The following is a 16,779-nucleotide window of genomic DNA, read 5'->3' on the forward strand; positions in this document are numbered from 1 at the left end:
TGCATCTCTATCAATACACAAAACTGAAAAATCAAATAAGTTTCAAGAAATCATTGTAAAAGATAAAGTGAAACATCAATAAGTGGAGTTTTTATCTTTTTCCTGTTGTTTTTAAATATAGTTAAGACATTATTAAAAAGACGCAAGGTCAACTTATGTGCTAATTAATTCTTTTTCTAGAAAAAGCGTCTTTTATTGCACTTGTTACTACATTTAGGAATAATAAAATAGCCATAACTGCCGTTAGTACATTAAATTGCTTTGTTTTATAAGGAGCGAACCATTCCGTAAAGAACTCTGAATTAACGAGACGTTCCCCAACTCCTCCTTCCTTGAAGTTCGGTATCCACGAATTCATATCAAGGATGATAAAAATTAGTTGCATAACGAAAAATGCTCCAATAGTTTTCAGCCAATTTCGTATTCGACTAGGACGCTCTTTTTTTGATGTCATTTAAACCATCCTCCTTTTAGAACTTGCTATTAAAGAGCCTTGTTCTGATAGATACGAATAGATAATATCCATGAACCCCCATAGCACCCCACTGCTATGACAGCAAATAAAAGAAATAATTTCAAATCTGAAATCTCTTTTAAAAAGGTCAGTACGCCATTAGCATATTTATTTAATAGATATGGAGTATTTCGCATTAAATATATAACTCCAATAGATAAAAATATAAAAACTGGTACAAGTGTTTTCACTTTAAATGCAACAAAAAATGGGATGTAAAATGCTGTTATCAGCATGACTGCCAAGAAGCCTAGTATGTAACTTTCTAAGGAAAGTTGAAATTCCATGCTGTCTAAAATGAAATATTTTCCAACTAAACAAAATGGGATGATTACTATTGTAAAAAGTAAGGTTCCAACGTATTTTGAACTTATAATTTCCTTCCTAGTATACGGTAATGAGTTTACTAAAATATTAGCATTATCTTTATCATCAGATTGATATGTGTTAATTACAAAAACGGCACTACAAATAATTATGACATATGCTACATCCATGCCGGCCCACAAATAGGTAACTAGAAATAAGAGATAAGCAGGCAAGAAAGTTTTTTGTAAAATCAAATCCTTTTTAATTAAATTAAGCATCTTGAATCCCCCTTTTTCATGAAATACATAATATCCTCTAAACTTGGTTTTTCAATCACCACATCCTTATCAAATAAGTTTTCGATAGAATCTGTATTTTCAATCAATCCCTCGAAACCTGTATTTGCTTTACGTACAGAAATAAATTCACGCTCAGTATCAAACTTTAACAAATCTAGTGTTCCTTTGACTAAAACATAATCCTCTGCAATGGCATAAATATCTTTTGTGAAAATATGCTTCCCATTTTGAATAAATGTAATATAATCGGCAATGCGGTCTAAATCCGTTGTAATATGTGATGAGAAAAAGATAGTTTTCTCTCCATCTTGCATAATATTTTGTAGAACATCCAATAATTCTCTTCTGAATACAGGATCAAGTCCAGATGTAGGTTCATCCATAATAATTAGTTCAGCATGATGTGAAAGGGCAATTGCGAGAGAGGCTTTCATTTTCATTCCTTTGGAGAATGTTTTCATTTTTTTATTTAATGGTAATTCGAACAGGTCTTTATAATATGTAAATTGGTTAAAATCCCATTTCTTATAAGCAGGCGCAATAATTTTAGTAATTTCCTTTAATGTGAGTTCATCATAAAACACATTATCGTCATAAACGAAGCCAATTCTTTCTTTAATTCGTTTCGCATCAGTGGAATAGTTCATGCCAAATAAGGAGACGTTTCCACTATCCGGGTTTATTAGATTCATAATCATTTTAATCGTTGTAGATTTACCTGATCCATTTCCTCCAATAAAACCCGTAACAAATCCTTTTTTTACTTCCATCGAAAAATTGTTTATTTGAAACCCTTTAAAAGATTTACTGACATTTTGAAGTTCTATTACGTTTTCCAAGAGTTTTCCTCCTCGTATAAAATTGTAAGCATTTCTTTTAGCTCATTTAAAGAAACATCCATTTGCTTAGCATTTTGAATCGCTTCACATAACTTTTCTTCAACTGTTTTTAATTTTTCTTCTTTCATAGTTTCAATGTTTTGTTCTGCTACAAAGGACCCTCTTCCGACAATTGAATTAATAAAACCGTCTTTTTCCAGTTCTTCATATGCTCTTTTCGTTGTAATAATACTTACTCGTAAATCTTTTGCTAACTGACGCATTGAAGGAAGGGCATCTCCTTGTTTTAAATCACCTAGTAAAATAAGTTTTTTTATTTGGAGTCCAATTTGTTCGTAAATGGGTTCCTTTGAAGTGTTCTTAATAATGATTTGCATGCAAATACCTCTTTTGAAAAATATTGTATATATACTTTATATACAATATATACTATCGCACATTTTAAATCAACAGAAAATTCCCGAAATATAGTTACAAACACAATCTAATAATGTAATTAATACAACTTATTTATACGGGCCTTCCTTGTATTAGCCGGATTTTGAGGTGGAGGTCTTGCTACTAGCTAATACACGATAAAGACTTCGTTGTGTTTTACAGAAAAATTGGCACAACTGATAGTGTGAAAGAGAAAGAGTTTGAAATAGAAGAAAAATTTGAGGAAGTTGATATCAAGTTAGACTAGGATGAGGATGACGAAGAAGGACTGAAAAATATGTTTTCTAAGCTGTGGGAAATGTATGGGGAAGAACCAATTGAGTTATAAATTTACATACGACAAACACCTTGTTTCTTTAGTAACAAGGCGTTTTTTCTTAATACTATGTTTAAATTGTTATCTTTCCGCTCTCCCACCACTCCATAAAAATTTCTAACGAAGGAGCAATCCACGTTCTACTATCATTTTCATGGTTCCATACGTATATATCATCTCTTTGCACTTTTCCATTCAAAATGGAATAGCCAAACAAATCACCATTTCCGCCATCAGCAAAAAATAATAAACAGCCAAAAGGCATATATAGATCCTTAAAATCAGCTATATTTCTCATATTCATATTTTCAGTTTTAATTTTTGAAGCAGACCATATAAAGTCCCCGTACTCACCTTCTATACCGTTTGTTTCTTGTAATAATTGATATAAATCATTCGGTAACTCCACATGTAAACATTGTTGTATATCAGTAAGTTCCTCCTTCGTAGCCGGATTTTTTAAGCTTAAGTTTGATGAGATACTGTGAATGGTGTCTTTCCACATCACCTTTTCTCCTCCTTATGTGCAATCAAGTATATTCAAAGGACTCCGCTAAATTTATTGATACCATCTTTCTAACAATTCCTTCTCCCTCTCGCCTGAAATACCTGCTTTTAATTCCCATTCTTCCGTACTCTCCATCCACCCATACACATCTGTAACTGTCTCTTCTATTCTTCTAAAAGTAAGCCCTTCTTTAACAGCACTTTCAATGCTAATTGAAAATCCACCTTTCCACGGCTTCGTTTCCCCTTCTAATGGAAAAGTTTCCGGAATCCATAAAGGCATCTCTGTCCAAGGCTCTACTTTTTGTTCCTTCATAAATGACTCATCTACCCAAATGAATTCAGCATTGCTATTCGTAACCTTTTTACACGTATATAATAGTTCTTCCATCGTCAATTCATCATTCGGACCTGTTATATTGAATGTACCTACTTTATTATTTTCTGCCATGTTGAGTCCAAAGCTCGCGACATCCTTTATATCAACTAATTGCACTGGACGATTTTTTCTGCCTGGTACTAACACTTTACCTCCTTTTGCTACACGCCCGATCCAGTATGTTAGTCGATCTGTATAATCAAACATTCCTGAAAGAAGTCCTGCTCTTACGTGTAAAACACGCCCCGGCCAATACTTCTCTGCTTCTTTTTCACATAATACTTTCAGCGCACCATAATGCTCATAAGGAGATATTTCACCATTCTCTACAGCCTTTATTTGCTCTTCAGTTGGTTCAGGTTGTAATATATAGTCTTCTTTTATGTCATGCGGAATCCAATCTTTATATACGGAAAGGCTTGAGATGAATATATAGTGTTCAATATTATCTTTAAGTACTTCTCCAACATTTCTAATGTGATGCGGAGAAAACCCACACGTATCTACGACAACATCCCACTTTCGATTCTCTAAACTTGATACATCACCATTTCTGTCACCGATTAAATGTTCCACATCTGGAAAAATTTCATTGTTTGTTCCACGGTTGAATATTGTAACTTCATGCCCTCTTTTCAAAGCCTCTTCTACAAAAGCTCTTCCTAAAAATCGTGTACCGCCTAGTATTAGAATTTTCATGGTTCTCCCCCATTCGTGATAAAAAATCTATTCTTTTGTTTAACGATTTTTTGTTGTGAAAAGTTACGGTGGATAATTTAATTTTTCTATAAATTCAATATATGTAATTTCGACACTTTTTCTATCTTAAAAACAATAATATGGAAATATTCATTCTGTCGATTTCCATTTCATATATAATTAAAATATCGGATATTCGATTAACCACTTATACATACTTAGGCAGGTGAAAAATATTAATAAACACATAGTTTATCATTCAACATTATGTATTTATTTTCTTACATCACTTGTAAATATCATCTTGCTGAACATAGAAAATGGTCGTAATTATTTGGGGTTTACAATGGTTGTTCCGCTTTTAGCAGTTATTTCATATCAAACATTATATAAGAAACAAAAAATAGTTCATACATTTGGATTTTCACGTCCAAAAATAAAAACACTTATTTTCTCTATATTATTGCCACTACTTCTAGGACTATGTCTCCATTTCTATTTTTATAATTATGATATAAAGTTATTATATTATAATTGGAATGAATTAGGATTTCTCTTGCTCGTTGGTCTTACAATTGGATTTTTATCTGCATTATTAGAAGAGATTATATGGCGAGGGAATTTTCATTACTATTTACGAAAAAAATATTCATTTATGCAAACAGCTATTATTATAGCTTTGCTTTGGTCTTCATGGCATTTACCAGTAGCTATCTTTTATAAAAAATATGAGTTTCAGTTTGTAGGAATATTAAGTTATCTCTCTTTATTATTTATATTGTCTTTAATTTTGACGTACACGAGAGAATATGGTGGTTCTGTAATATCACCCGCAATTTTACATGGTATGTTTAATGTATTTTATTTAACAGATGTAGCGCAAAACAAATGGGATGCCAGCCTAATAGAATTAATTAAATTTACCTTACTAGCAATTGTGCTGGGCACGATGTATCTTATACTTCACAAAGTTAAAAAATAGTTAAACAGCTAAGAAAAAAGATGTTTCTTCTTTTAGTTGAAAGCAGCTTTAATAGATTAAAAAGTACTTCAACACCTTGCAATTATTTAATAATCGTATAGGTGTTGAAGTTTTATAGTCTTAGTTACAAAACTTTGTAATCACGACACTTTATTCTATCATGGAGAACAAAACAAGTTTAACTAAACCTTTCATTCTTATTTTGATAAAAATAACCATATTAATCTTTTAAATAAGGAAGTATGCACCCTTTAATTAGCTCCCATCTATCCCGTGCATTCGGTATAACCTCTGAAGCAATCACCACTAACAATTCTCTCTCTGGAATACAACAAATCATATTCCCACCATCACCCATTGCACAATACGAATAGACACCCTCTTCTTCTCGTAACCACCATAAATAACCATATTGATTTTGGTTCATTTCTGTCGATTCTTTTATCCATGATTTTGATAGTATTTGTTTTCCATTATGAATACCTTCATTCAAATACATCTGTGCAAACTTCGCCATATCTCTAACCGTTAACGTTAGTCCCCAGCCGCCCGTCGAAATACCATTTGGATCGTGAACCCATCCTTTCACATCTTTTCCGAATAAGTCATCAAATCCAAATGCTTTCATATTATAGTTTGGAATTTCTCTCATGCCGAGTGGCTGAAATAAGTATTCATTCGCAAATTCACGCGCATTTTTTCCTGTTGCGTTCGTTATGATCGCTGATAGTATATGAGCTCCTGCAGATGAATATTTAAAAGATCCAATTTCTCCGCCGTTTCCTATCCTATTTAACGTATATTGTATCCAATCTTGTTGTGTACATAGTTCTTCTAACGGTTCCTGCCAGTCTACGAATGGATGTGGAGCTGTCATCGTTAGAAGATGGCTTACTGTTACTTCAGATGAATTAACGTTATATTCCGGGAAAAATTCTATTACTCTTTGATCAACGCTTTTTATATAGCCCTTATCTATACATATCCCAATTAGCGCAGAGATTATCGTTTTTGTGACTGACGCTATGTGAAATGCATCATCTGGACCGTAACCGTTATAATATTTTTCAAAAATAACATTACCTTTCTGCACTACTAACATACCATTCATATTTTCATATTCTTCTTTTATAATCTGATCTAACTTTTCAGCAGTTTTCATTATTCCTTCCCCTTTAACCTATAATTAAAAAGGTTCGATAGGTACATATATATCAACTATATGTTTATGCTTTGGATCATTTTTATATACTTCAAAAGGATACGAATCTCTCGGTTTATATCCGCTATTTGGAAGCCACTCACCGTATATAAAGTCCCATGCTCCTTTATATTCATTTTGAAATATTTCAAAATGTCCTACTACATACTTGCCTGAAGGTATTACCATTATTCCTATGTCGTTCGTTTCTATTGCGGACGCCTCCGGAATTGTTATACATAAACTTGTTCTTAAATGATAGTCCTCAGTAAATTCATGATGATCGTGGTAAATGGTTAATACTTTCGTATCATCAAATACATGATAGTTTTGCTTAGCTGCGTAATGAAATAGTTTCTCTATCATTTCTGGAAAAGCTATAGTTAACTCTTCATATGTACCTATATGTCTTATGTATGCGACGTTTATATCATCCACTGTTACAATTTCAACATTACCTCGAACCTTCTTACATTCATTGTATTGAGGAATTCCCCTTACGTCTTTGCAATTCTTGCTATTGTGATTTCGATATTGAGACGGACTTACTCCGTAATAATTTTTAAATGTACGGGAGAAAACTGCTGAATCTGTGAAACCAAAATGGTAAGCGATATCCGTAATCGTCATATCCAATCGATATGTAAGAAGGTTTGTTGCCCTTTCTAACTTCAATCGATTTACATATCGTGATAACGGCTCGTCTACTATTCCTTTAAAAATTCGATGAAAATGAAACTTTGAAAATCCTGCTACCTCGGCTAGCTCTTCAATAGATAGTGAACTATTTATGTTTGATTCTATATAATCTTGAACTGTATGTATGCGTCTTACATACTCATTTCTGCTTTGTTTATTTTCCATACTAATACCTCCTCATCACAAAAAGACTAACAACACGTTAGCCTCTCTTTACACATTTTTCAAAAATAACACTCTACTCCCGCCGTTCCCATCATAATTTGTATGTACCGATACACCCTCTATCTCATCATCCCCAGCCTCAATTTGAAAGCCAATCTCCCTATGAAACTGTATCGATTTTTTATTAACTGGTGACGTGATTGCTTTTACAACTTTACGGTTATTTGCACGTGCGACATCAAAGAAATACGAATACAATGTCGATGCAATTCCTCTTCTTCTATACTTCGGATTGACACCGATAAAATGAACGTACGCTTCCTCTTTATGCGTTTGTGAGAAGAATCCGCATAAGAAACCTAACGTTTCTCCCTCTTCTTCAATAATAAAACTCGTTTCTTGAAAGTGAATGAAGAACAATTTTGGCAACATGGCAGCCATGTCTCTCCCGCCCCACCAATCATTTAAAACAGAATGAATCTTTACATAATCTTCCCCTTGGATGTTTCTTACTCGCATATGTTTCTCCCTCTCACTCACTTCATTTTTTCATAAATTTTAATGACTGTTTCTACTAATAGGATGAATACCCATATCCCGCAAAATACGAGAACTGACTGAAATATAGAACCTAGCATAACAATACTTATTAAACCTAATTCTGATCCTGAAATGGACATTTCATCAAACCCCAGGTTATGTATAAATGGACCAGTTGAAAAAGCCATTAAAATAGATGCTATTAAATAAATCACACTCATTATTTTTAATATTTTTATAGAAAGATACGAAGTTTGTTTTTCTTCCACTTGTGATAATTCGATTTCTCCACTCGCAATTCCTTTTTGTAAACAGTCCTCACATAGAAATTCTTCCTTAATTTTTTTACCACCGTGCAATGTACCTGTAATTTCTTTACAGCGCGAACACTTTCGATTTATCATTTTGTTATCACTCCAATCTCGTAAGATTATACTTATACAACTCTATTTTTACCTTATTATTCCTTTTGTGTATTTTATAGAGAGGTGACGTGTTTTATGATATCTAAACTTATTTTTGGTTATAAAAAGCCTACTGAGCAATATGTATTACGGCCTAGTTGTTATGCAATTATTTTTAACTCAACTTCTTCAAACATTGCTATTATCCAAAAAGGAGACCGTTATTTTTTACCTGGTGGCGGTATGGAAGGTACCGAAACAAAAGATGAATGCTTACATCGTGAACTACTAGAGGAATTAGGATGGGCAATTGAAATTAATCAATATATCGGTAATGCAATGCGATATTTTTATGCGGAAAAAGAAGATACTTATTATTTAAACGATGGGTTCTTTTATATTGCGAACATGGTGCAGACACAAACTGAAAACTGTGAGGAAGATCATGTTTTGCGGTGGATGTCTCCTTTACTTGCTGTAGAGCTTCTCATTCATGATCATCAAAAATGGGCTGTTGAACAAGCGCTTTTATTACAAAAACCAAAAGGATCTCCTTCTATATGAAAGAGATCCTTTTTATTGTTAACTTACTTTTTTCAAATTGAGAGCTGGCTTTTGAATTCCACCCTTTTTTACAACATATAAGCCGATAAAGATTATAAGTCCGCCAACGAGTTGCATCATGTTGATTTGCTCTCCGATAGTTACTGCCGCGAAGATAACTGCGAACAATGGTACAAGATACATATAAACCATTACTTTCGTTGAGCCTATTTTACTAATACCGACATACCACATTGCAAGTCCGAAGATTGTCGCGAAGACGATTGAATATGCTAGAGACCCCCAGCTTGGCATGTCTACTGGCCACGTTAATGTATTTACGTTGAATAAACAATATACAACGAGAGGTACAATTCCAATTAAAGTTGACCAAGATGTGACTCTCATTGCGGAATATTTTGTTATAAGAGGTTGCGCTAATATTGGATACCATCCCCACGCAATCGCTGCGACTAATCCAATTATGTTTCCAAGCCACGCATATTCGTAAGTAGTTCCTTCTGTATGTCCTGTTAATAAAACGAATGCTGCACCAATAAACGCTACTATTGAACCAATTTGTACCTTCATCGAAAAACGTTCTTGTTTGTGCAATACTGCTAATATCCCTGTAAAAATAGGTGACATCGCAATTAATAATGAGGCGTTCGTTGCTGAAGTATATTTCACAGATAGCATAAACATCGTTTGATACATTGTCGTACCAACGATACCGACTGCTACTAATCGTAACCAATCTTTTCTTTCAATACGTAATGAGCGTTCCATTATAAAAGTAATAAGTAATAATACCGGTGATGCTACTAAAAATCGTAAACTATTAAATTGAATGGATGACATATATGCCACGCCATACTTTCCTATTGTATAATTTGCTCCCCATACTAATGCAACTGATACTAGGAGCCATTCCATTTGCCATCGTTTCATCCGAATCTCCCCTTCCCTATTTAGCATAGTAAAATTGGCTGGATATAACACCGTCCAATTGGCTGTTTTTTTACCCAGCCAATTTGCTATACTGGATGTATATAAGAGATACGGAGGCGTTTTTTATGGAATGGAAGCTAGATAGTGACAGTAAAATCCCTATTTATCAGCAAGTTGTTGACTTTATTGAAAAACGTATTACATATGGAGAACTTCCTCCAGGAAGCTTCCTCCCTTCAGAACGGAAATTAGCTACGCAGTTAAATGTAAACAGAAGTACAGTAACGACTGCTTATAATGAACTACGTGCTATGGGAATTGTAGAAAGTACGACTGGTAAAGGTACACGTGTGAGTACACATATGTGGGGCGTTTCTCCAACATTAACGCCGAACTGGAGAAATTTCGTAGAAGGTGGTACTTTTTTACCAAACTTACCACTACTTCGCCATATTCGGGCAGAAGTACAACAAAATGAAAATATTATAGATTTCGCTAATGGAGAACTCGGTTGTAATCTTTATCCTCATGATCAACTACAAGCGATTTTACGTGAACAACCGTTAACGCATTCATTAAGTTACGATCATCCGCAAGGCTATCTTCCGCTAAGACAAGCGGTCGTAAAATATATGAAGGAATATTTAAAAGTTGAGGCGACTGAACAATCCATTATGATTACATCTGGCGCACAGCAAGCACTTCACCTTATCGTGCAATGTTTATTAAATCCAGGTGATGCTGTTGCTTTCGAAAGTCCTTCACACTGTTATTCCTTGCCGTTATTCCAATCAGCAGGTATTCGTATTTTCCCGTTACCTGTCGATGAACATGGTATTAATCCAGACGATGTACAAGAGCTATACAGAAAGCACCGCATTAAAATGATTTTTTTAAATCCAAATTTCCAAAACCCGACGGGGACGATGCTTCATCCAAACCGTAGAAAAAAACTATTATCACTTTGCGCAGATTTACGAATTGCAATCGTTGAAGATGATCCATCTAGTTTGCTGACGCTAGAAAAGAAACAACCTTGTCCTACTTTGAAATCAATAGATGAAAACGGAACTGTCATTTATGTACATTCTTTATCAAAAATGATTGCGCCAGGATTACGAGTCGGTTGGCTTGTCGCCCCGCAGTCTGTCGTAGAGCGATTGTCAGACGCACGGCACCAAATGGAATTAGGAATGAGTATTTTCCCGCAGTGGCTTATGCAGCAATTTTTCGAAACCGTACCATTTCAGTCTCATATCGTACCGTTACGAAAACAATTAGCAGAAAAAAGAGACGTTATCGTTCGTGCCCTAAACGAGCAACTTCATGATAAAATCTCTTTTTCAAACCCTACTGGTGGTATATACATTTGGGGGAAATTAAAAGAACCTATAAACGAAAAACAACTCATTATGCAAAGTTTAAAACAAAAAATTGCTTTTATGCCAGGTAGTATTTTCGGTGCGAAAGATGGTTATATACGTTTATCTTATGGAAAAGTGGATATTGATCAAATTGCGGAAGGTATTTCTCGTTTACGCGAGGCTATTTTGGTATGTGAAAATAACTTTAAATAAAGCTTTCTCGTTTGACAAAACCTAAATCTACCATTATTATCTACTCGAACCTATTTATAGGAGTGATAAAATGAAGATTTACGTTGATGCAGATGCTTGTCCTGTAAAAGATGTGATTATTTTTGAGGCTACGAATGTGGAAATTCCTGTTACCCTCGTTACTAGTTTTTCACATTATTCTAATGCAGAACAGCCAAAAGGTGTCGAAACAATTTATGTTGATTCTGGAGCAGATGCTGCAGATTACCGAATTATGCAGTTAGCAAAAAAAGAAGATTTAATCGTAACACAAGATTACGGTCTTGCTTCGCTCGCTTTAGCAAAAGGCTGTATCGTTCTTCATCATAAAGGGTACAAGTATACGAATGATAACATTGAACAATTGTTACAAACACGATATTTAAGTGCAATGGTTCGAAAAAGTGGTAAACGTACAAAGGGACCGAAACCATTTACAGCAGAAGATAAAGAGAAATTTAGAGCACTCTTTAAAAGTATGATCTCACTTTAAAAATGAATCGTCTATTTGCTAGGAAAACTTCGCAAAACAAAGAAGAGAATATCGTAATGAACATTCTCTTCTTGAGGTTTACCCGTTTAAAATGAAGGTAAATTATCTAAGTTATTTTCCTTTATACCATCCGGTTCACTACGTATAATATCTCTGCCATACTTATGAAATACGTCCACATGAGCTAACTTCCCTGATTTTGCTTCATTAAGAGCAGTCATATAATCTAACTCTCTCCCGCTACTTGTTTTAAACGCTATTAAATCTCCATCATCATTTTTACGAACGGCAACAATTTGTTCTGCTCCTGAAGTAACTTCCTGAGCTATTTCAAATTGAGCTTGCTCTTCTCCTTGATGTAAATAATCATTATACACTTTTTCAAAGTCTTTTTTGTCCATTAAACTCACCTCCAACACATTTTATTAGTATGGTTGGGATGTAGTGGTTTTATGTACTTTTCTCTTAGAAAAACTTATTTTTAATACCTACGCAACCCCTTCAAAGTCTCCAATATATCATCTGTAAATGCTGTACTACCCTCTGTCTCTAAAACTCTAAAATATAAACTTCTTAAGAAAGCTCTAATATTTTGTACTAAAATAGCATGCTGCGGATGTCGGATGTCTTCAACAGTTGCTATACTATGTAACCAGTTGCTCCACTCTTCTTCAGTTAAAAGATTTTGGTTACGTAACGACATAATTGGCGCTACTAATCTCTCATCCTCAAAGTGAATGTATACGTAGTCATGTAAGCGTACCTTCTGACGAACGGCAGCTAGTATTGCATATGAGAACTCACGATTTTGGATTGTACGCGCTAAAGCATCAAGCGCATCTGCTGCATGTGCAGTAGAGTGTGCCCAGCCTTTTCCTTCTACGTAGCCTCTTACATCTTCTTCTAAATATACATATTCCAGCACTTGTTCTGCCACACTGTACAGTTGTTCTTCAGATAACAGTGGTTCTCTTTCATGAACAGATAAAATAAGTGGCGGAATTAATACGGAGAACGCACGTTTAAATACAGAGTCTGTTCCCTTTTCACCAATTTTATAAAATAAATAATCAGGACTAATCGCTTGTAACATTAATCCTCGTAACTCTTTTTGTCTAAATACATCATTTGTAATCCATGTGTGAAGCGTACTATAAATTAAATCATCACGTAATTCAGCATCAGGTGATCCGATATAATCTAACATCCACTGCGCATATGGATATGCATCCACATCTTCTGGTACAGCATAATTATTATTTTTAATTTGTAGTAGTTCTTCTTTTAATTCTAGTACTTCATTCATTAAATTTCCTGTCCCCTTTTTGCGTTTTTTATTGTCTTATCCCCTTTTATTTGCTTCATAAAATTAATTTAATTATAACAATAAATAAAAGGCTATACATATATTTCTGATTATGTATTACGCTCTTTCATGAAATATAACTTCTGGATTTTCTAAATCACTATTCTGAAATACAACATCCGCACACTCTATCGGATTATGCTCATCTATATACATCTTACAGGCCGCATGATATCTGGTTAAAAACATTTTCTCTGCTTCTTCATAACTTCCAAAAGCCTCCGTCTCACGCTTTGCGCCACGTTTTCTCGCAATCTCAAAATCTGTATCTACAAAGATTTTGTAATCAAATAAATGCTCAACTTCTTTTTTCAATAGAAACGTTCCATCTACTATTAATATCATATTTTGCGTGGCCACTAGTGGCTCATTATGTACAGGCATATCCGTTTTTAAATTATGAGAACTCGTTTCATATTGTAAATTCCCGTTTGGTCCTAAAGGCTTTAATAACCTTTCTTTGAAAGCTGTATAATCGTGTGCATCTTCGTAATACCCTCTTGCAGATTCTTTACCTTGTGCATAGCGAATCACTCTTGAATTATGAAAATCGTCGATGCTAGCGCATGTTACTGGTAACCCTCGTTTTTTTATTTCTTCCGCTAGTTCATTTGCAATTGTTGTTTTTCCTGAAGCTGTAATACCACTTACTCCAACTCTTGTTGGATGAGTTAAGTTTAATTTTAAAATATGATCTACAATTTCTTTCATGCGTTGTATTCGGTTCATGATATTTCCTCCTACAATCAGTTTACATAACATAATTACAGGTAACATTTCATATCATTATTTGTCGGTAAGTCGATATCCTATTTCGAATCGTTGATATATCGAAAAAATCGTTGATATATTTTAAGTTACGATAGATATATTTGAAAAATCATTGATATATTATGATTGGCTTACTTCCCCTTAAACCCTCGATACAATGCAGTCCGTAACTCTTGTTTGTATTCCTCGATTTCGGGCATTTCTAGTTCTTCAGCTAACCGAATTGCCAATTCAATATCATACGGTACACGTACGAGTTGAATAGAAAAGCTCGTTGCTTCTTTTTCATTGTAAGTTCCTTCAAATATTAAATAGGACGCTTGTGTAATTTCAAGAGGATTACCTACACTACCAGCATTACATAACGTTTTCCCTCTGAAATTTTGAACGAACGCTTGGTGAACGTCACCGTAGCAAACGACATCGGGTTTTCTTTCCCCTTCTATATTCTCTGTGAGCTCACTATTTTCGAACATACTAATACGTTCTTCTCTTGAAGCGTGTGGTTGAATTCTTTCATATAAACTTCTCGGTGAGGCGTGGAACATACGAATGAGTTTGCCGCTCATAAAAAATTCGATTGAAAATGGTAAACTTCTTAAATAGTTGTTTTGTTCTTCTGATAATTGTTTTTGATGCCATTTTAACGCTTCAAATTCAGTCGGTTTTGTAATGAAATCATCCCAGTTCCCCATTACAACTCCTTCACATTCTTTACGAATGATTTCAATTGCTTCACTGGAATGAGGTCCTTTTCCTACTAAATCTCCAAGACAAATAATGCGCTCGATTCCTCTTAATTTAATATCATTCAACACGGATTCTAATGCTTGAATATTACCGTGAATATCTGAAATTACTGCTATTTTATCCATATAAATTACTCCTTTATTTATTAAATTCGCTTGATTGATACCATTTTGGAATATAGGATGAAAAATCATTATGATCTTCTAAAATTCCATTTAACCTTTCCTTCATATCATCTAATAAATATGGTGTGCTTCGGTTTGTCCATACGATATCAGCCGGGAATATCATTGCTGCATATAATGAGTACAGTTTCCAAAAATGTAGATCAGGTTCTCCTCCGCAATAGCCGTGAACTTGTCCAACCGCAAATGGTTTGCTTATATTCGTTGTAAATAGTGCTACTTTATAAAAATCATGAATAGGATCACCAATATCGAATCTAGCAAAATCAATGACAGCCCGAAACTCATTTTGGTCAATCATTATATTAGCCGGATGAAAATCGTCATGTAAAAATACGATGGGACGATTTTTTAATAAATCTTTATGATTTCCTACAAAATCTATCACTGTATTTAAACGAAAAAAGTCTACTTCATATTCTTTCAACGCTTCTAAGTATCTCTCATATTTACTCCATATAGACATTTCCCATGAATTACTTTTATCTTCTTTTTCAATTAAATGAATCTTTTTTAGTACTTCTCCAGCCTTTTTTCCAGCCCTATACTGCTCTTCTGTAGACAACGTTCTTAATATATCTTCACCATCTAATCCATCAATCCATTCAAAAACTTGTACACATTTATTGAATTTAGTAAGACTAATAAAATGAATTAATTTTGGCATAGGAATATGTAAAGAATCTAGCTGCTGCATATATTCATATTCTTCCTGCTTCCGTTCAAAATATGATGAATCGCATACTTTAATAAAATACGAGGCCCCACTCTCTAATTCAATTTTATATTTCTCATCGAATGAAAAGCCTTTTGAAATAACAGTCGCTTTTAACATACGAGGCCATTCTAGTTTTCTCTCTATCTCTCTAAGGATTTCTTCCACAACATTCACCTCTATTAATATATGTACAAACTACCTAGCACTTCATGCTCTCGTTTATTTCCACCTGTAAACTCTACTGCAAATGGATTTTCGCCATTCTTATTCAAATGTTCTAGCACTAGCCCTTCTTCAATCGGTTCACAAAACTGTACATGAATATCTCCAAACACTACACTTTGACACTCAGCATTCCATTTTTCATTTTTCACAACTGAGCTTGTAGATAGTCCCATTACTTTTTTCCATTTCCGCACCGTTTCTCGAACGTTTTTCACTGCGTAATGGATCGTTTCAATTTGTTGTACTTTGTTTTTATGTTCCGTAATCGTTCCAATGTTACGTAAATCGTTTCTTCTTTCTTCGTCCGTTTCATTCCACTGTATAAAGAAAGGTAATTTCGGTCCGTTCTCTTCTTGCTTAACAAATAACATTTTCCATTCTAAAAGCCGGCCATCTTTTCTCATGCGTTTCCCTTCAAATGGCCCTATCGTATGTAAGCCGTGCTTCTTAAAGTTAACTGCTAGCTCCTCAATTGCATCTGTTAGGATCGCGATTTGTAGCATTCCTTCTCCATTTTGTAGTTTCACCACTGTTTCTTGTACTAATGGATTTTCTGCTTCTTTCGCTTTTTCTTCATGTTGAACTGCTAAAAATTCTATATATGATAAATCAAAATAACTTAAACTATTCCAAGTACCCCAATTCGTATGCTCTCCGCCTAATACAGTATGAAATCCAAGTTCCTGCATTTGTTTTGCCGCTTCCTCCGGTGTACCATGAACTGTGTGAACGAGATGATCAAATCGTAACATGTCTTTCTCCCCTTTCTCTCCATCCTTTTATTGTATATTTTATTTTTCTTTCATTCAATTCAAAAACTTTAAAACCTAGTTGATTTATACGATTAATATGTATTATAATGAAACAAATTTAATTATTGCTGATTGGAAA

At 34.2% G+C, this 16,779-nt stretch carries 21 protein-coding genes and 1 pseudogene; 5 read left to right on the forward strand and 17 right to left on the reverse strand.

What is annotated here, in order from left to right; translation table 11 throughout:
* Positions 1 to 160: 160 nt before the first annotated feature.
* From ACS2FK_RS13120 to ACS2FK_RS13135, 4 genes are read right to left on the reverse strand one after another with little or no spacing between them, the layout of a single operon-like run.
* Entirely contained in the window at positions 161 to 454 is a 294-nt protein-coding gene (locus ACS2FK_RS13120) for a YfzA family protein (RefSeq protein ID WP_063547746.1), read from the reverse strand.
* Positions 455 to 483: 29 nt separating this feature from the next.
* Positions 484 to 1,101 (reverse strand): ABC-2 transporter permease, encoded by a 618-nt coding sequence (locus tag ACS2FK_RS13125; RefSeq protein ID WP_063547748.1) that lies wholly within the window; start codon positions 1,099 to 1,101, stop codon positions 484 to 486.
* Positions 1,089 to 1,961 (reverse strand): ABC transporter ATP-binding protein, encoded by an 873-nt coding sequence (locus tag ACS2FK_RS13130; RefSeq protein WP_063547750.1) that lies wholly within the window; start codon positions 1,959 to 1,961, stop codon positions 1,089 to 1,091. Before ACS2FK_RS13130 ends, ACS2FK_RS13125 begins: the two co-directional genes overlap by 13 nt.
* Positions 1,949 to 2,338, reverse strand: coding sequence for a GntR family transcriptional regulator (locus tag ACS2FK_RS13135; RefSeq protein WP_001165710.1), 390 nt, complete (start codon positions 2,336 to 2,338; stop codon positions 1,949 to 1,951). Before ACS2FK_RS13135 ends, ACS2FK_RS13130 begins: the two co-directional genes overlap by 13 nt.
* A 302-nt stretch (positions 2,339 to 2,640) precedes the next feature.
* Here ACS2FK_RS13135 and ACS2FK_RS13140 point away from each other — a divergent pair.
* Positions 2,641 to 2,727 (forward strand): annotated as a pseudogene (locus tag ACS2FK_RS13140) (DUF4240 domain-containing protein); the annotation flags it as partial.
* 61 nt (positions 2,728 to 2,788) lie between these two features.
* Here the strand turns inward: ACS2FK_RS13140 and ACS2FK_RS13145 are convergent.
* Positions 2,789 to 3,220, reverse strand: a complete 432-nt coding sequence (locus ACS2FK_RS13145) for an SMI1/KNR4 family protein (RefSeq protein ID WP_063547752.1) — start codon at positions 3,218 to 3,220, stop codon at positions 2,789 to 2,791.
* A 54-nt stretch (positions 3,221 to 3,274) separates the two neighbouring features.
* Positions 3,275 to 4,300 carry an SDR family oxidoreductase gene (locus ACS2FK_RS13150; protein ID WP_063547754.1) on the reverse strand — a complete coding sequence of 342 codons (1,026 nt, stop codon included), beginning with the start codon at positions 4,298 to 4,300 and terminating at the stop codon, positions 3,275 to 3,277.
* Positions 4,301 to 4,526: 226 nt separating this feature from the next.
* On the opposite strand from ACS2FK_RS13150, the gene ACS2FK_RS13155 reads away from it, so the two are divergent.
* The gene (locus ACS2FK_RS13155) at positions 4,527 to 5,282 is read left to right on the forward strand and encodes a CPBP family intramembrane glutamic endopeptidase (RefSeq protein ID WP_080469830.1); all 756 of its coding nucleotides are present in this window, start codon (positions 4,527 to 4,529) and stop codon (positions 5,280 to 5,282) included.
* 220 nt (positions 5,283 to 5,502) lie between these two features.
* Here ACS2FK_RS13155 and ACS2FK_RS13160 read toward each other — a convergent pair whose 3' ends face one another.
* From ACS2FK_RS13160 to ACS2FK_RS13175, 4 genes are read right to left on the reverse strand one after another with little or no spacing between them, the layout of a single operon-like run.
* Positions 5,503 to 6,444: a serine hydrolase domain-containing protein gene (locus ACS2FK_RS13160; protein WP_063547758.1), complete on the reverse strand. Its 942-nt coding sequence runs from the start codon at positions 6,442 to 6,444 to the stop codon at positions 5,503 to 5,505.
* 24 nt (positions 6,445 to 6,468) lie between these two features.
* Entirely contained in the window at positions 6,469 to 7,347 is an 879-nt protein-coding gene (locus ACS2FK_RS13165; RefSeq protein ID WP_063547760.1) for an AraC family transcriptional regulator, read from the reverse strand.
* A gap of 48 nt (positions 7,348 to 7,395) precedes the next feature.
* Positions 7,396 to 7,866 carry a GNAT family N-acetyltransferase gene (locus ACS2FK_RS13170; protein WP_001266040.1) on the reverse strand — a complete coding sequence of 157 codons (471 nt, stop codon included), beginning with the start codon at positions 7,864 to 7,866 and terminating at the stop codon, positions 7,396 to 7,398.
* A 17-nt stretch (positions 7,867 to 7,883) separates the two neighbouring features.
* Positions 7,884 to 8,291, reverse strand: coding sequence for a DUF3980 domain-containing protein (locus ACS2FK_RS13175; RefSeq protein ID WP_023522330.1), 408 nt, complete (start codon positions 8,289 to 8,291; stop codon positions 7,884 to 7,886).
* A gap of 96 nt (positions 8,292 to 8,387) precedes the next feature.
* On the opposite strand from ACS2FK_RS13175, the gene ACS2FK_RS13180 reads away from it, so the two are divergent.
* Positions 8,388 to 8,855 (forward strand): NUDIX hydrolase, encoded by a 468-nt coding sequence (locus ACS2FK_RS13180; RefSeq protein WP_000623966.1) that lies wholly within the window; start codon positions 8,388 to 8,390, stop codon positions 8,853 to 8,855.
* 18 nt (positions 8,856 to 8,873) lie between these two features.
* Here ACS2FK_RS13180 and ACS2FK_RS13185 read toward each other — a convergent pair whose 3' ends face one another.
* Positions 8,874 to 9,785, reverse strand: a complete 912-nt coding sequence (locus tag ACS2FK_RS13185; protein WP_063547762.1) for a DMT family transporter — start codon at positions 9,783 to 9,785, stop codon at positions 8,874 to 8,876.
* Positions 9,786 to 9,910: 125 nt separating this feature from the next.
* Here ACS2FK_RS13185 and ACS2FK_RS13190 point away from each other — a divergent pair, with 125 nt between their 5' ends.
* Entirely contained in the window at positions 9,911 to 11,362 is a 1,452-nt protein-coding gene (locus ACS2FK_RS13190) for a PLP-dependent aminotransferase family protein (protein WP_023522332.1), read from the forward strand.
* 70 nt (positions 11,363 to 11,432) lie between these two features.
* Entirely contained in the window at positions 11,433 to 11,873 is a 441-nt protein-coding gene (locus tag ACS2FK_RS13195; protein WP_000708772.1) for a YaiI/YqxD family protein, read from the forward strand.
* Positions 11,874 to 11,959: 86 nt separating this feature from the next.
* Here the strand turns inward: ACS2FK_RS13195 and ACS2FK_RS13200 are convergent, their stop codons facing one another.
* From ACS2FK_RS13200 to ACS2FK_RS13225, 6 genes are all read right to left on the reverse strand, one after another.
* The gene (locus ACS2FK_RS13200; RefSeq protein WP_000358159.1) at positions 11,960 to 12,274 is read right to left on the reverse strand and encodes a DUF3892 domain-containing protein; all 315 of its coding nucleotides are present in this window, start codon (positions 12,272 to 12,274) and stop codon (positions 11,960 to 11,962) included.
* An 80-nt stretch (positions 12,275 to 12,354) separates the two neighbouring features.
* Positions 12,355 to 13,179 (reverse strand): DUF2785 domain-containing protein, encoded by an 825-nt coding sequence (locus ACS2FK_RS13205; protein ID WP_063547764.1) that lies wholly within the window; start codon positions 13,177 to 13,179, stop codon positions 12,355 to 12,357.
* Between the two features lie 117 nt (positions 13,180 to 13,296).
* A complete protein-coding gene (locus ACS2FK_RS13210) occupies positions 13,297 to 13,968 on the reverse strand; it encodes an AAA family ATPase (protein WP_063547766.1) in 672 nt (223 codons plus the stop codon).
* Positions 13,969 to 14,141: 173 nt separating this feature from the next.
* Complete coding sequence (locus ACS2FK_RS13215; RefSeq protein WP_063549330.1) at positions 14,142 to 14,885, reverse strand: metallophosphoesterase family protein; 744 nt, start codon at positions 14,883 to 14,885, stop codon at positions 14,142 to 14,144.
* A gap of 13 nt (positions 14,886 to 14,898) precedes the next feature.
* Positions 14,899 to 15,828 (reverse strand): aminoglycoside phosphotransferase family protein, encoded by a 930-nt coding sequence (locus tag ACS2FK_RS13220; protein WP_023522337.1) that lies wholly within the window; start codon positions 15,826 to 15,828, stop codon positions 14,899 to 14,901.
* Positions 15,829 to 15,842: 14 nt separating this feature from the next.
* The gene (locus ACS2FK_RS13225; protein ID WP_063547768.1) at positions 15,843 to 16,640 is read right to left on the reverse strand and encodes a VOC family protein; all 798 of its coding nucleotides are present in this window, start codon (positions 16,638 to 16,640) and stop codon (positions 15,843 to 15,845) included.
* Positions 16,641 to 16,779: the final 139 nt, after the last annotated feature.

This window comes from Bacillus cereus group sp. BceL220, from assembly GCF_051776965.1.
Classification (GTDB): Bacteria; Bacillota; Bacilli; order Bacillales; family Bacillaceae_G; genus Bacillus_A; species Bacillus_A cereus.

Bases quoted from the DNA above. Each gene is read 5' to 3' on its own strand.
- ACS2FK_RS13120 (WP_063547746.1), bottom strand. From the start codon at position 454: ATGACATCAAAAAAAGAGCGTCCTAGTCGAATACGAAATTGGCTGAAA.
- ACS2FK_RS13170 (WP_001266040.1), bottom strand. From the start codon at position 7,866: ATGCGAGTAAGAAACATCCAAGGGGAAGATTATGTAAAGATTCATTCT.
- ACS2FK_RS13180 (WP_000623966.1), top strand. From the start codon at position 8,388: ATGATATCTAAACTTATTTTTGGTTATAAAAAGCCTACTGAGCAATAT.
- ACS2FK_RS13195 (WP_000708772.1), top strand. From the start codon at position 11,433: ATGAAGATTTACGTTGATGCAGATGCTTGTCCTGTAAAAGATGTGATT.
- ACS2FK_RS13200 (WP_000358159.1), bottom strand. From the start codon at position 12,274: ATGGACAAAAAAGACTTTGAAAAAGTGTATAATGATTATTTACATCAA.
- ACS2FK_RS13165 (WP_063547760.1), bottom strand. From the start codon at position 7,347: ATGGAAAATAAACAAAGCAGAAATGAGTATGTAAGACGCATACATACA.
- ACS2FK_RS13205 (WP_063547764.1), bottom strand. From the start codon at position 13,179: ATGAATGAAGTACTAGAATTAAAAGAAGAACTACTACAAATTAAAAAT.
- ACS2FK_RS13135 (WP_001165710.1), bottom strand. From the start codon at position 2,338: ATGCAAATCATTATTAAGAACACTTCAAAGGAACCCATTTACGAACAA.
- ACS2FK_RS13150 (WP_063547754.1), bottom strand. From the start codon at position 4,300: ATGAAAATTCTAATACTAGGCGGTACACGATTTTTAGGAAGAGCTTTT.
- ACS2FK_RS13175 (WP_023522330.1), bottom strand. From the start codon at position 8,291: ATGATAAATCGAAAGTGTTCGCGCTGTAAAGAAATTACAGGTACATTG.
- ACS2FK_RS13185 (WP_063547762.1), bottom strand. From the start codon at position 9,785: ATGAAACGATGGCAAATGGAATGGCTCCTAGTATCAGTTGCATTAGTA.
- ACS2FK_RS13125 (WP_063547748.1), bottom strand. From the start codon at position 1,101: ATGCTTAATTTAATTAAAAAGGATTTGATTTTACAAAAAACTTTCTTG.
- ACS2FK_RS13190 (WP_023522332.1), top strand. From the start codon at position 9,911: ATGGAATGGAAGCTAGATAGTGACAGTAAAATCCCTATTTATCAGCAA.
- ACS2FK_RS13215 (WP_063549330.1), bottom strand. From the start codon at position 14,885: ATGGATAAAATAGCAGTAATTTCAGATATTCACGGTAATATTCAAGCA.
- ACS2FK_RS13160 (WP_063547758.1), bottom strand. From the start codon at position 6,444: ATGAAAACTGCTGAAAAGTTAGATCAGATTATAAAAGAAGAATATGAA.
- ACS2FK_RS13145 (WP_063547752.1), bottom strand. From the start codon at position 3,220: ATGTGGAAAGACACCATTCACAGTATCTCATCAAACTTAAGCTTAAAA.
- ACS2FK_RS13210 (WP_063547766.1), bottom strand. From the start codon at position 13,968: ATGAACCGAATACAACGCATGAAAGAAATTGTAGATCATATTTTAAAA.
- ACS2FK_RS13225 (WP_063547768.1), bottom strand. From the start codon at position 16,640: ATGTTACGATTTGATCATCTCGTTCACACAGTTCATGGTACACCGGAG.